Here is a 14,513-nt window from a genome sequence, read left to right as displayed (position 1 = left end):
CTTTTTCACCTTCTATAGTTTTAGATAACTAACAATTAATGACGTATAACTCTAGCTTGAAGATCATATTTTTTTATTAGATTTTCTATCTGATCAAGTTCATCATTAGTTAGCTGAAACTCACCCTTCATCTCATAGTCCATACCTAACTGTTCATATTTATTTACTCCCATTTTATGGTACGGTAATAAATCCACACCCTTTAGATTTTTATAATCTTTATATGGTAATAAAAATTTTATCAAATTCTCTATATCTACAATATCTGAGTTAGCTCCCTTTATTAAAGGAACTCTAATCTCTACATTAAATCGATTTTCTAGAAGAAATTTCAAATTTTCTAAAATTCTTTCATTTCTAACTCCTGTCCAGTAAAAATGTTTTTCTGGATCAATCTGTTTTATATCAAAGAGAAAAAGATCTACATATTCAGCTACTTTTTCAATAACGTCTAAAGTTGTATAACCACATGTTTCTATTGCAGTATTTATTCCTATATTTTTACAAGCCATTAAAAGATTTATAGCTGGTTCTGGCTGTGTTAAAACTTCCCCTCCCCCTAGGGTTACTCCTCCTCCTGACATATCATAAAACATTCTATCCTCTTCTACTATTTTTAAAAGTTCTGAAATAGTTTTTTCATAACCAACTATTTTTAAAGCTTCTTTATGACATTCGTTTTCACATTTTCTACATCCTATACATTGTTTTGTCCTGTCCACAGTGTGAGTTTTATTTAAACTTACACTGTGAATCTCTGCAGGGCAAACCTTTGTACATCTATTACAATCTATACAACTATTATTTTTGAACATAACCTTATATTTTTTTTCAAGCCCCTCTGGATTTGCACACCACTTACATCTTAGAGGACATCCTTGAAAAAATATCAAAGTCCTTACTCCCGGTCCATCATACATATTGTATTTTTGAACATTAAAAATTCTAGCTTTTCTTTCTAAAAGGTTATTTTTCATAGTTTTTCTCCAAATTCTAGAAGTGTGTTAACACCGTTCTACTTATAATTTCATCTTGTACATCTTTACATAACTCAACAAAGTAAGCACTATATCCAGCCACACGAACTATTAAATCTCTATATGCTTCAGGATTTTTTTGAGCTGCTAGTAATGTCTCATTATCTAAATAGTTAAACTGCATCTCTCCTAATTGTAAAGCACACGCACTACGTATTAAAGTTATAATTCCATTTTCTCCTTCTGGTGTTTCTAATAGTCCAGAGATTAGCTTAAAGTTGTGTACCATTCCTATATTCATCGTATCACAAGCCATTTTTGAAATTGATTTTATAATTGCTGTAGGTCCTTTTGTATCTGCTCCTTGAGTTGGACTTATTCCATCTGAAAGTGGCATCCACGCTTTACGTCCATTTGGTGTAGCACCAGTTATTTGTCCTAAAGGAGTGTTATTCGAAATAGATAACGTTCCATGACTTAGTATTGAGTAAAGAGTCTTATATTTACGGTGCTCTGTTTCTGTAAAGTTAATTAAATCTGTTGCTATAAAGTCTACATAATCTTCATCATTTCCATATTTTGGAACTGCTAAACAATCTTTTCTTAACATTTCGTATCCTACAAAGTCAGCCTTTAAAGCTTCTTTTATATCTCTTAATGTATATTTTTTATCTTCAAATACAAGCTTTTTAATAACAGCCATAGAGTCTACATAAGTTGCAAGACCACTCCAAACCACTCCAGGTCCAAAGTTATACATTGCTCCACCAGCTTCTACTCCTTTTCCAGTTTCCATACATCCTTCATACATCATTGACATAAGTGGTTTTGGAGCTAAATCTTTATGAACTTTTTGAGTTATAACTGTTGCTATACTTGAAAGTTTTGTAATATATTTTATTTGATATTTTACTGCTTCTTCAAACTCTTCATAAGTCTTATATTTATCCACATCTCCTAAATCTGGACAAACTTGTTTTCCATACCAAAGAGTTGCTCCATTATTTAAAACTAACTCTATACAAATTGGCCACTGCGTATAAGCTGTTGAAGTCCACTGATAAAGTCTTCCCGATTTTTGAGGTTCAACACACCCCATTAAACAATAATCTCTAGCATCCTCAATTGAAACCCCTTTAGCTAGCATCATTTTTATATGTACATCATCAAAGTGACAAGCAGGGAATCCTAATCCAGCTTTTATTAATTGAACAATTTTCTTCAAATACTCATGTGGTGATGATTTGTGAATTCTACAAGCGATAGTTGGCTGATAAACCTTTACATGTCTCACTGCATCCATCAATAAGTACGTTAGATCATTTGTACCGTCCATTCCTGATCTAGTTACTCCACCTAGACACATATTTACGAAAGGTTGATATCCTGCAAAGAATTTCGATGCTCCCTCACTTGTAACCCACATCATTTCTGACATTTTTATCAGCATACATCCAGCAATCTCAAAGGCTTCAAAGTTTGACATTCTTCCACTTTCAATATCAGCTTTAAAGTATGGATACATATATTGGTCCACACGTCCTATTGACATTCCTGTTTGGTTCTCTTCTATAACTAAAAGTGATTCAATTGTCCAAACAGCTTGTACAGCTTCCCAGAAAGTTTCAGGTTTATGAGCTGGAACTCTTGCATTTATCTCTGATATTTTTAGTAATTCCGCTTTTCTTTTTGGATTTTGCTCTTTTGCTGCAAGTTGAGCTGCATATTCTGACATACGTTTAGCATAAATCATTACACCCTCTGCAGTATCTATTAATGACTTATAGAAGTAAATTTTTTCTATATCATCTGGATTAGCATAGTCTAAAGTTTCTAATTTTTCTTTAGCTTCTCTAACTACATCTAACATTCCTTTATTCATTAGAATTACATCGTAACCTGGGTTTGAATCTCCTCCACCGTTTAGTGCATGGTATGAACAATCAGATACAAATGATTCTCCTGATAACTCCCAAAGTCCAGCTTCACGGAACTGCTGCTCACAATGCTCATCAATTGATTGCCCTGCCCAGAATGGGAAAATCTCTTCTTTTAATGTTCTCTTATCTTCCTCTGATAAATAAAATGGATCTTGAGCTCTCTTAGATATAGTTTCTAACTCTGTTTCTAGCCATCTCCAAGAAACATCTGGAGAAAAAGCTCCTGCTCTTGGTGAACCATTTGGTGATCCTACGATTAATTCATTATCTTGAATTACTAAAGGTGCAGTTTCACAGCAATGTTTAAAACTTTTTCCTCTTAATATAGCCTTTGGAAGACCTGGATTTTCTTTAGCAATTTTTGTTAAAACTTTAGCTCTATGTATTGTTATTGAAGGAACTTGCTTTAAGTAATTCTCTTTTAACTTTGACAATCTCTCAGTTATTTTTTGAGGTACCTCTTTGCAATCATTTCCTAAATCATAATCTTTTGTTTCACAATTTTCTTTTTTTATCTCATGACTTACCCCTTGAAACATTTTCAGTAGAGCTTCTCTCTCTTCATCTGACATGTTCTCAGTAGCCTTCATAAATTTATTTAAAAACTCTCGAATTTCCATATTACACCCCTTAACCTAAGATATCTCTTAGTATTTTCTCCAACCTTTTCAATATATCTGATTCTTTATTTTTTTTATCCTCATTATTTTTTAATAATTTCAAGGAATCTTTTACTTCATAGCTTACTTTTCTTATATATATAAGATTCATAGGAGATACATTATCTGAAGTCATTCCTTTTCCTATCACTCCACAACCTAAAGTCATTGATGGAAATAACTCTGTTGTTCCTCCCATACTTCCAAAACTTCCTGAAGTATTAACTAAAACTCTTCCCACAGGTTTTTTTAAGGAGAACTCTTTTATTATCTCCTCATCTTTAGAGTGAATTACCAACGTGTGACCTTGCTTTTCATTTAAAAGTAACTCTATGCATTTTTCACATGCTGTCATCCAATTTTCCTCTGTATAAAAAGATAGGACTGGACAAAGTTTTTCTTTTGAAAATGGATTTTCTAAAGAAACATATCTCTCCTTTGAGATAAGTATTTTTGTGTCTATTGGTACAGTTACTCCTCCTCTTTGAGCTAAAAACTGTGCATCTTTTCCAGTATATATCTTTTTAAACTCTCCTTTTGAATCAAAAAGTAACTTTTTTATCTTTTCACTTTCCTCTTCATCTAAAAAGTAAGCTTTATTTTTTTCAAACTCTCTTATTACTTCTTCTAAAATATTTTTATCCACTACTACAGCTTGTTCTGCCCCAGGCATGACTCCATTGTCAAAAGTTTTACTCAAAACAATATCTAAGACAGCTTTCTCTATATCTGCACTTTTTTCAATAAATGCTGGCGTATTTCCTGTTCTTCCATATACAAGTGGTTTTCCACTTCTATATATTTCTGAAAGAATCTCCTCTACTCCAGTATTTAAAATCAAGTCTATATTCTTATGGTTAATCAATTCTTTTGTTCCATTTAATGATATTCTACTTAAATAAGTAATTATTCCAGAAGGAGCCCCACTTTCATCAGCAGCTTTTATCATCAAATCTAAAACTTTTATCATTGAATGTTTAGAACTTTTTTGCAGATTAAATATTATTGAGTTTCCTGATTTTACTGCAATTAAAGTTTTATAAATAAGTGTTGATATAGGATTTGCCTCAGAACAAAAGGCCACTATAACCCCCATTGGAACTCCAATGTTTTTTATATTTCCATTTTTTTCTTCAGAGATTATTCCCACACATTTCATATTTTTAATTTTTTCAGTTACACTCTCTAATAAAAGATCTAATTTTATAGCTTTATCCTCTTTTATTCCAAAATCAATCTCTTTATAAAGTTCTTCTGAAATTTTTTCAACATTAGATTTTAATTTTTTAGATATACTTTCTACAATTTCATCTAATTGTTCTTGAGAAAAGCTTCTCAAACTTTTTTGAGCTTCTTTAGAATTTTCAGCTAATATTCTAGCCTCCTGCATAGATAGTAAATCGTTATCTATTATATTCATTTTTCATTCCACCTTTTATAAGTTCGGAATAGCATATTTATCAATTATCTTTTGTAAATCTCCATGAGGTCTAGCTATAACTATTGAGCTATATAAGTTTCCACCCTCCATATTAGTTACAGCATTTACTCCAGCATCTACCGCTGCTCTACATGCACCTACATCTCCAGTCACTATAACTGTTATATATCCAGATGCTACATTTTCATATCCTATTAGCTCTACATCTGCTGCTTTACACATAGCATCTGCTGCCTCTAGTGCAAAAACAAGTCCAAATGTTTCTATTAATCCTACCGCTTCTCTTCTTAACATCTAAGTCAACTCCCCTTAATTATTCATCTATATCATGAACAGTTACGATTTTTCCAATTTCACTTATAGGTCTTGGCATTACATTTTTTGCTGTTAGTGTTCCTACTGCCGCTGCTGCTGCCGCTCCAGCTTCCACTGCTGCTTTAACTGCTGCCACATCCCCTTTTACCATTATTGTAACAAGTGTAGATCCTACATTTTCATATGAAACTAACTCTACATCTGCTGCTTTTAACATTTTATCTGCTGCTTCTAGTGCTGGAACAAGTCCAAGTGTTTCAACTAGCCCTAAAGCTTCATTTCCATAATACTTCATAATACCCTCCAAAGTTACTATTAATCTTTTATAAAACTATTAATAATATTTTTACTATCTTCATTAGCTTCATAGTAAGAAACTAAATTTCCATCATTATCTAAATCAGCTTCAACCTCTTCTATTAATCCATTTGCTTCAGCTGTCATTAAAGCTGTTATTATAGATTTTTTATTAAAAGATTTAAAGTTTCCATAATCTTTTCCAAGAACTTCCATAACTTCATAAACTGACGACTTTCCATGTTTTGTAAAATATTTTAATATTGCATAATTAAGTGGCATCATATTAGGCCTCCTTTTTCTTTAAAAAATCCATCGGATTTACGGCAATCATTAAGATTCCAAAAATCATAAGTAATGCTCCAATCCAAACTATTGCTGGTAATGCCCAACCATCTATTCCCATAACTACTCCTAAAATTATCCAACAGAAGAATGGTCCAAAGAACGAGTAAGTTCCATTACAAGCTGTTCCTAACCCTGCTCCACACATACTGTTTCCTGTATACCATGCTGTAAATGAAACAAATGTTGCAAGTCCACTTAAAATAAACCAAATCATTGCTGGCGTACTTGTAAACGCTTGACTTACAAGAGTAAATGATGTTGAAATATCACCACTTAAAATTCCAAGTATTGGTAAAACTATAAACATATTTGTAAGCCCTGATGTTAACTGTCTTATACAAATTCCAATTTGTGGATCTACCATTGCTGAAGCATAACCTGCTACACACCCTTCAAATCCCCAACCAAAAGCTGCAACTATTGCAATTGTAATTCCTAATAAAACCTCTGGTGAAATTCCCTCTCCAAAACTTGAACTCCCTATAATAAAACTTGCTGAAACGCAAATTAAAATTCCAAATGCCATTCTTCTATTAATTTCTTGCTTATAAAATATTTTTCCTAAAATAGCCGCTATTGCAGGACAAAGTGCTGATATTGGAACTATTATTGATCCTGCCATCTGAAGTGCAATTACATAAGCTGTTCCTGCTACTGGTCCACCTAACATTGCTGCTAACATAAGCATCTTTCCTGGTTTTGTATTTAAAGTTCTCATTAAATCTTTAAGCTTTCCTTGATATCCTGCATTTCCTAAGGCCCATACTGCACTACACGTATCATTTATTGCATTTCCTAAGGCTGCTAATAAATATACAATTACAAATGTTGTAAGTCCTGATGTATTTGCTCCATACCAGTCTGCCCAAACCCCTCTAGTCATTCCTAAAGTTAAAAGAGCTGTATAAGTTCCATATAATGCTCCTGAAATCAATCCAATTTTGATTCCTTTCTTTAAGAAATCTTTTTTACTTTTTTCCTTTAAAGCTAAAATTCTCTCTTCACGCTCTAGATATTTAGCTTCTGCCGTATTTTTTAATATTGCTTCTGGCATATTTCCTCCTTGACACCTTTTTTAATAATAAACTGGGGAATTTATTATTTTTTTACTTATGATATTAGTATAAACGTTCCACATAGGTTTAATGTCAAGAAAAAAATATGTATTTATTTAGGCTTTATTTTTCAAAAATAATTCTAATATAACTTTTTCAGTTCGCAAAAATTAAAAAAACAGGTGAAGAAATCATTATCTTCACCTGTTTTATACCTTACACTTGAGTGGAAGGTTTTACTTTTTTATTTTAATTAAAATCTCTGTTACAAATTTTTCCTCATCTTTTATGGTCCAATAATCCATTACATATCTTTCATAAAACTTATCTTCATGTTTATAATTATGAAGTTTTGCCCAATCACACATTTTTTTATAAGTTTCTTTAATATTTTTATGAGAACCAATATGATAACAAGAAATTACTAAATCTCCCCCAAATTCCATAAGTTGTTCAGAGCTACACTTTAGTAAATTCTTTTGTAAAACCTTTATCTGCTGGGGATTCCCATGCATTTTATCCATTAAAGAGGAAAATTCAATAATCACTGGTCCAGTAATTGCATTTCCTATCTCCTCTACATAATTCGTAAATTCTATATTTATTACGGAACTTATATAATCACCCTCAAAATCTTGATTTTGAAATATAACTTTTTCCTTTTCTAAAAACTTAACTTTTACATCTGTTAATTTGTAGTCTATAACCATCCTCGCTTCTTTTACTAAAGAGTTCCAGTCTTCAAGGGAACGTTTTTTCATAATTAGTTCCCTTTCTAACTCTTCTAAATCCTTTATTTTTTCAGAAAAACTTTCTTCTATATTCTGATAATTAAAATCATTCATAACTTTTTTTATGTTTTCCAATGTAAATCCACTTTGTTTATAATATTTAATTACTGGTATTGTATATAGATTATCCTTACTGTAGTATCTGTATCCATTGTTGTTAATTTCAAAAGGAGAAAGCAATCCTATTTTGTCGTAAAATCTCAAAGTCTTTTTGGCAATGCCGCAAATTTTTTCAACTTCTCCAATATAGTATTTTTCTTTTCTCATTTTATCACTCCCAATTTATCCCACTATACTCTTTATTAATTTTTTTATATCCTCTTTTGTTATCTCCCTTGGATTAGTTTTTGTACATATGTCTTTTAAAACATTTTCATAAACATTATCTATATCTTCTAATAAAGAGCTTCCATCTATTTTTAAATCTTTCAATGTCCCTGGAATTAAAAGTGATTTTTGTAATTTAACTATAAAATTAATCAAGTTGCTTGTTCCCATAAAAGGATTTATAGCACTTAAGTCAGCTATTTTTGCTAATTTTTGATATTTCTTTAAAACTTCACTTTTAGAATCTAAATATGATTCTCTTTCTATATTAGAATTATATCTTACAACATGTGGCAAAATTATAGCGTTTATTTTTCCATGTGGTATATGAAACCTTCCACCTATAACATGGGCCAAACTATGAGTAAGTCCTAATCCTGCTGAGTTGAAAGCCAACCCTGCTAAACATGATGCATTGTGCATTTTTTCTCTAGCTTGTAAGTCACCTCCATTTAAATATGCTTTCTCTAGATTCTTTACTGTTAATTCAAAAGCCTTTTCAGCTAAAGCATCTGTAAAGTCTGAAGCCTCTTTTGAAATATAAGCTTCTATTGCGTGAGTTAAAACGTCCATACCTGTGTCAGCCGTTATGCTTTTAGGTACTGATTTTACTAACTCTGGGTCTAAAATAGCCACTGATGGCAGTAATTTTTTATCTGCCAAAGCATATTTTATATTTTCTTGCTCATTTGTTATAACAGAATATTCTGTCACCTCTGAACCTGTTCCACTAGTAGTTGGAATAGCATAAAAATCAATTTTTGCATTTTTTTCAATTTTTGTATAATATTCTCTAATAGCTTTTGCTCCGTCTATAGATGATCCTCCTCCTAAAGCTATTATCAAATCAACTTTTTCACTTTTCAGTACCTGGACTCCCTTTGCTACAACCTTAATTGTTGGATCAGGTATTATATCATCAAAAACTGCAACGTCACACTTTTCCAAATTACTTTGAACTTTTTTTAAGATCTCTGAAGTTCCTATAAACTTATCACATATAATTAGTATCTTTTTATTATCTAACTCCTTTAACTTTTCTAAAGATCCCTCTCCAAAATATATAGAAGTTTCAATATTAAAATGTTTCATAACTAAACTCTCCTCACAATTTTAGTTAAAAAAATACTAATTTTCCCCAATTTATTGTTTTTAAATTCTAACATACTTTTATTTTTTTACCAAGAAAAAAAATAAAAGTACTTAAAAAACATTCTTATTTTTTTAATCTGACAATATTTTTATTATATAATCTTCTATATTTTTCTCTGTGGATAAACTATCAAGCTCTTTTACCTCATCACATTTTTTAGAAAAATTTGTGATTTTTTTTACAACTTTAATTTGATTTTCTTGCTCATCCTTAGAAGTTAATATTAAAAATATATTTTTAGTCAATCTTCCATCAAGAGAATTCCAATTTATAGGATTTTCCAAACGTGCGTATATTATTTTAGTTTTTGTTTCATCCCCTACATTTCCCTTAGGAATAGCTATAGCATTTTCTAATCCTGAACAAATTAAATCCTCTCTATCTAATATATTTTCCAAAATATTAGTTTCATTATATTCTAATTTTAATAAATTTAATAACTTATATATTACCTGAGCTTTATTCTCAGCTTCTAACTTTACACCAGGATATATTAAAATTTCAAAACTTTCCAAATAATTAAAACGCTTAGATGCAATTGCTAACCAAGGACCATTAATTATAGATGATAAAATTGCTGCAAAAACTATGGCTACAAAAAGTTCTTTATTTAATAGCCCAAAGCTTAAAGCTATCAAACTTACAACTATATGCATCTCCCCTCCAGGAGTATGAGCTATTGAGATTATATTTCTATACTTTATATTCTTTGATAAAGTTGAACCAATCCATGCTCCTAAATATCTTCCTGCAACACCTACAAATGTTATAAAAAGAGCTAAAAACAGATTAAAACTTTCAAAGAAATTAATCTTAAGTCCTATATTTACAAAGAACAGAGATGCAAATATAGAATAGACAAAATTATGCACAGTATTTCTAGCACTTTTTGTAAAAATTGGTGAATCTCCAGCTACAATTCCAGCTATAAAAAAACCAAAAAGTGTATGAATCCCAATCTCTAAAGTTATAAGTCCAAAAACAACTCCAGTTGATATTAAAACAGCTAACACTCCTTGAACTCCATCACTATCTTGATTTACGACTTTTGAAAAAAGCCAGTTTACAACTTTTTTTCCTACATTTAAAGCTAAAAATGTAAATATACCTGTATATAGAGTTATCTTTATAGCTATCTCCCAATCAAAAAATTTCATTGAAAAAAGAGAAAGTAAAAGAGTAAATACAATCCAACCTATAATATCATTAATTGTCAGTGCTGATATTATTAAAAATCCCAAATCACTTTTCATTATCCCAACTTCTCTCAAAGCCCTAATAGCTATAGGTAGAGCACTTATAGTCATAATAACTGAGATAAAAAATGAGGTTATAAACTTGTTATCACTAAATTCAAAATATCTACTTGGTAAAAAATATATAAAAGCCATTGAAAATACTATCGGTATTATTATATCCAAAATTGAAATTACTAAAGCATTTTTCCTTTGTTTCCAAATACTTGAAAAATCTACCTCTATTCCAGTTGATAAAAGAACTAAAAATAGTCCAAACCATCCTAGTGTATCTAACATAGCTACTTGAACAAGATTTTGAGGAAATATAAAATTATATATTTTAGGAAAAAATGACCCCAATATAGTAGGACCTAAAATAATACCTACCAATAAATCCCCTGTTATAGTTGGTTGATTAATTTTTTTTAAAAAACTGTTTACAAAATTTGTTAATATAAAGATTATAGAAAGCTGAAGTAGTAAATAAAATATATTAGCCTCATCTATTCCTATCATGTTACGCCTCCTAACTTATAAATATATTAGTTTTTACTCTTTCTAAAATTTGTACTCCTAATTTATTCATAACTTTTTCTAGAAAAAATCTTTTACTTAAATTTCCCATTATTAATAGATCTTCCTCATCTATTTTTTCAATAAATTCAGTTAAACTATTCTCTTTTGGAAAATACTTATAAAGTTCAACCTTTATATCCTTGCTCTCTATTAACTCAACTAAACTATGGTCTAATTCATTATAGTTCCATGTTAACACATCCACCTTTTTTATATCCTCTTTATAAAAGTTTAAATAAAAATCATGAAAACTTTTATTTATCTTTACTCCATTATCACTTGTTAATATAATCTTATTAAAGCTCAATTTCTTTCCCTTTAAAATAATCATTGGTTTATATAGCTTCTTTAAAATTTCTAATATAAAGTTATTTAATCCAGGTTCTTCACTAATTAAGATAATATCCGTAGTTTTCAACAACTCTTTTACTGAATTGCTATTTTCATCTATTAAAGATATATACTCATCTGTTAAATTTTCCTCTCTTAATTTTATATTTAGGTTTTTAAAAAATTTATCCTCAACTTTATTAACTATATCTTTTAAATTCTCTTTACTTAAATCAATAATTGCAGGATTTATCATATATACTGGTTTTATAACATAACCATAATTTTCTTTTAAAAATTTACAACTTTCAATTAGATAGTTTAAATCATTTGTATTTTTAAAAATAACCATCGCTTTTTTCATTTTTTCCTCCCAGCCATACATTTTAAAATTATACTTGTTTTATTTATTACTTTAGAATAAATAATAATCTTTTTTTATTTAGGCCTTTTTACAAGGATTTTTATTTTTTACTTGAAAAACTATATCAAGAAAAACTTTTAACTAGATGCTTACTATAATAAAAATGTGAGGTGCGTATGATTTGGGCTATTTTAATTGATTTCATAGGAAGTTTAGGGATATTTTTATATGCACTAGAATTAGTGTCAAAGGAAAGCCAAAAAGTTTTTGGAGAAAATATAAAAGAATATTTAAAAAGATTAACTGAAAATAAATATAAGGCTATTGCTACAGGAGCTATTGTAACAGGTATAGTTCAGTCCTCTTCAGTTGTATCAGTTTTAATTGTTAACTTGGTAAATTCAGGAATTTTAAATTTAAGAGATTCAATAGGATTAATTTTAGGAACGAACATCGGAACTACAGCAACAGGATGGATATTTAGCATTAAAATAACAGCTTTTTCAATACCTTTAATAGCTGTGGGTAGTATAATCTATTTTTTCTCAAATAAAGAGGTCGAGAAATCAAAAGGAAAGTTTATCTTTGGATTTGGGTTGCTACTTTTAGGGCTTCAATATATGAGTAGCTCTATAAACCCACTGAGAAATGATCCTAACTTTATAGCTCTTTTTACACTTTTCAAAGCTGACACATATTTTAATATAATAAAAGTTGTTGCCATAGGAACAGCTGTAACAGCTATAATTCAATCCTCCTCAGCAGCAGTGGGAATTATTTTAACACTTGGTCTTCAAGGATTAATAAATTTAGAAACAATATTAGCTTTAATATTAGGAGCAAACATAGGAACAACTATAACTCCTATTATATCATCTTTAAACAGTAGTTATGAGGCTAAAAGAACAGCCATACTTTGTTTTTTTGTAAAATTTATTTTAGCTATATTTTTTATTCTAGTATTTCCTGCCTATGTAAAGATTGTAGAAATTTTAACAGCATCTAATGGGGTAGCAATAAAAACTGCAGTAGCAAATACTTTTGTTAATGTAGTAAATACTATTATATTTTTACCTTTTTTTGGAACGATAGAAAGAGTATTTTCTAATATTTATAAAGGTAAGATTGATAAAGTATCCATTTCAGAGACAGAATTAAATACATTTTTAGAGATAACATCAAATACAATGATAAACATCTTTAACAAAGAGATAATAAAAGTTATGAAGATTATTGAAGATATTTTTTCAAAAAATGAAGAGAGTGAAAGTTATAAAAAAATAGTGTTAATAGATAAAGAGATCACAGAATATTTTATTTTAAAATCAGGTACTTTAGAAAAAAATATAGATAGTTTTAAAATATATCGGTATATTAAAATTTTATCTGAATTGAAAACCATTGCTAAATATTTACTAAAAATAAAGAAAAATTTATCAAAAGAGAATCAAAAAAAAGAGATTACAAATTTTTATAAAATCTTAAATATTATCTTTAATGATATTAGAGAATCTTATGAGGATAAGAAAAATAATGGATTAGATGATACTTTAGAAAATATAACGTTTTTAGAAAAAGAGATAGTAGCTTTTCAAGAAAAAGAAACAGGTTTAGAAAATTTAAAAATATTAACACTATATAAGCGAGTAATAGTTCACTTTAGAGATTTAGTAAAATTATATATAGAAATTAAAGATATCAAATTTATAAAAAAGAGCTTTAGAGTTTAGTCAACTTTAAAGCTCTTTTTATTTAACAACTTTCTTATCCCATATTTAAATTATAAATTATTCAATGATAACAATAAGAGTTCTAAGGGGTTTTACCCACTCGTAAACATATTTAGCATGAGATGAAGCGTTTCTAACACACATTCTAGATCTAGGTGTTGACCCTAAAGTTGGAGAGTACTCAATAATCTCTGTTCTTGGTAACTCCACTGGTATTCCATGAATATATCCTCCACCTGAAAATCTAGTTGCATATGGTGCAAATCCAGCAATTTCAGATGAGCTTCCTAGTTTTAAATAGTTCATCCTAGGTTTTTTATCTTGAACAACAAAAGTTCCTAAAGGTGTTGGATAGTTATGAGGTAACTTGTCTAATCCTGTAGTAGCTGGATTCATACTTCTAATTAACCAAGTATCATAACTTTTCTGTAAAGTAACTATATTCTGATTTTTTCTATCTATAACTATTAATTTATCTGTAGGTTCATTTAATATCTGTTTTACATATCTCTTCGGAGTCCACCACTCTCCCTCTATACCCTCTATTTTTATTTTTACAAAGCCATCCTTTTCTCCTATAATCCCCACCAAAGATCCATCCCATCCATATCTTATTGGTTTTTTATCTAAAGATTGATATAGTGGTATACCTTGATATCTTCTAACACCATATTTATCTCTTTCTGGAGATGTTAAAAAACTTTCTAATTGAGCTGGATTACCATTTGAATTTTTAAAATTTCTTAAAGTTCCTATTTTCCCATATTCATTTTTAAATCTCTCTATAGAGAATATCTTATCCTCTATTTTTTTCCATTGAAACTCTCTAGAAGTATTTTTATATTTATAAAAATGCTCTAAAGTGTATTTATTATAAGTTAACTCTTTTTTTAAAATAACTTCATTTGAAAAAGTTAAACTAAATAAAGTAAAAAAAGTAAAAATTATTTTTTTCATAATCCTCTCCTCCGC

13 protein-coding genes are annotated in these 14,513 nt (G+C 29.4%); 1 reads left to right on the top strand and 12 read right to left on the bottom strand.

Annotation, left to right across the window (positions count from 1 at the left end):
- Positions 1–35 precede the first annotated feature (35 nt).
- The 11 genes from cutD to NON08_RS09105 form a co-directional block, all read right to left on the bottom strand.
- A complete protein-coding gene (cutD, locus tag NON08_RS09155) occupies positions 36–977 on the bottom strand; it encodes a choline TMA-lyase-activating enzyme (RefSeq protein WP_256691177.1) in 942 nt (313 codons plus the stop codon).
- A gap of 16 nt (positions 978–993) precedes the next feature.
- Positions 994–3,537, bottom strand: a complete 2,544-nt coding sequence (gene cutC / locus NON08_RS09150; protein WP_256691176.1) for a choline trimethylamine-lyase — start codon at positions 3,535–3,537, stop codon at positions 994–996.
- A 10-nt stretch (positions 3,538–3,547) separates the two neighbouring features.
- Entirely contained in the window at positions 3,548–4,996 is a 1,449-nt protein-coding gene (locus tag NON08_RS09145) for an aldehyde dehydrogenase family protein (protein ID WP_256691175.1), read from the bottom strand.
- Positions 4,997–5,011: 15 nt separating this feature from the next.
- The gene (locus NON08_RS09140; RefSeq protein ID WP_256691174.1) at positions 5,012–5,311 is read right to left on the bottom strand and encodes a BMC domain-containing protein; all 300 of its coding nucleotides are present in this window, start codon (positions 5,309–5,311) and stop codon (positions 5,012–5,014) included.
- A 19-nt stretch (positions 5,312–5,330) separates the two neighbouring features.
- Positions 5,331–5,627: a BMC domain-containing protein gene (locus NON08_RS09135; RefSeq protein WP_256691173.1), complete on the bottom strand. Its 297-nt coding sequence runs from the start codon at positions 5,625–5,627 to the stop codon at positions 5,331–5,333.
- Positions 5,628–5,647: 20 nt separating this feature from the next.
- The gene (locus NON08_RS09130; protein WP_256691172.1) at positions 5,648–5,914 is read right to left on the bottom strand and encodes a hypothetical protein; all 267 of its coding nucleotides are present in this window, start codon (positions 5,912–5,914) and stop codon (positions 5,648–5,650) included.
- 1 nt (position 5,915) lies between these two features.
- On the bottom strand, positions 5,916–7,031 hold the full coding sequence (locus NON08_RS09125; RefSeq protein ID WP_256691171.1) for a DMT family transporter: 1,116 nt from the start codon (positions 7,029–7,031) through the stop codon (positions 5,916–5,918).
- A gap of 237 nt (positions 7,032–7,268) precedes the next feature.
- On the bottom strand, positions 7,269–8,090 hold the full coding sequence (locus NON08_RS09120) for a MerR family transcriptional regulator (protein ID WP_256691170.1): 822 nt from the start codon (positions 8,088–8,090) through the stop codon (positions 7,269–7,271).
- Between the two features lie 15 nt (positions 8,091–8,105).
- Positions 8,106–9,242 (bottom strand): 1-propanol dehydrogenase PduQ, encoded by a 1,137-nt coding sequence (locus NON08_RS09115; protein ID WP_256691168.1) that lies wholly within the window; start codon positions 9,240–9,242, stop codon positions 8,106–8,108.
- Positions 9,243–9,374: 132 nt separating this feature from the next.
- On the bottom strand, positions 9,375–11,057 hold the full coding sequence (locus NON08_RS09110; protein WP_256691167.1) for a cation:proton antiporter: 1,683 nt from the start codon (positions 11,055–11,057) through the stop codon (positions 9,375–9,377).
- A 10-nt stretch (positions 11,058–11,067) separates the two neighbouring features.
- Positions 11,068–11,811 carry a hypothetical protein gene (locus tag NON08_RS09105; RefSeq protein ID WP_256691166.1) on the bottom strand — a complete coding sequence of 248 codons (744 nt, stop codon included), beginning with the start codon at positions 11,809–11,811 and terminating at the stop codon, positions 11,068–11,070.
- A gap of 176 nt (positions 11,812–11,987) precedes the next feature.
- Between NON08_RS09105 and NON08_RS09100 the strand changes: the two genes are divergently transcribed.
- Entirely contained in the window at positions 11,988–13,541 is a 1,554-nt protein-coding gene (locus NON08_RS09100; RefSeq protein WP_256691165.1) for a Na/Pi cotransporter family protein, read from the top strand.
- 57 nt (positions 13,542–13,598) lie between these two features.
- On the opposite strand, the gene NON08_RS09095 is transcribed toward NON08_RS09100, so the two are convergent.
- Positions 13,599–14,498, bottom strand: a complete 900-nt coding sequence (locus NON08_RS09095; protein WP_256691164.1) for a L,D-transpeptidase — start codon at positions 14,496–14,498, stop codon at positions 13,599–13,601.
- Positions 14,499–14,513 lie beyond the last annotated feature (15 nt).

This window comes from Cetobacterium sp. NK01, from assembly GCF_024506395.1.
GTDB classification, from domain to species: Bacteria; Fusobacteriota; Fusobacteriia; order Fusobacteriales; family Fusobacteriaceae; genus Cetobacterium_A; species Cetobacterium_A somerae_A.
This window is presented reverse-complemented; position numbering and strand designations above follow the sequence as displayed.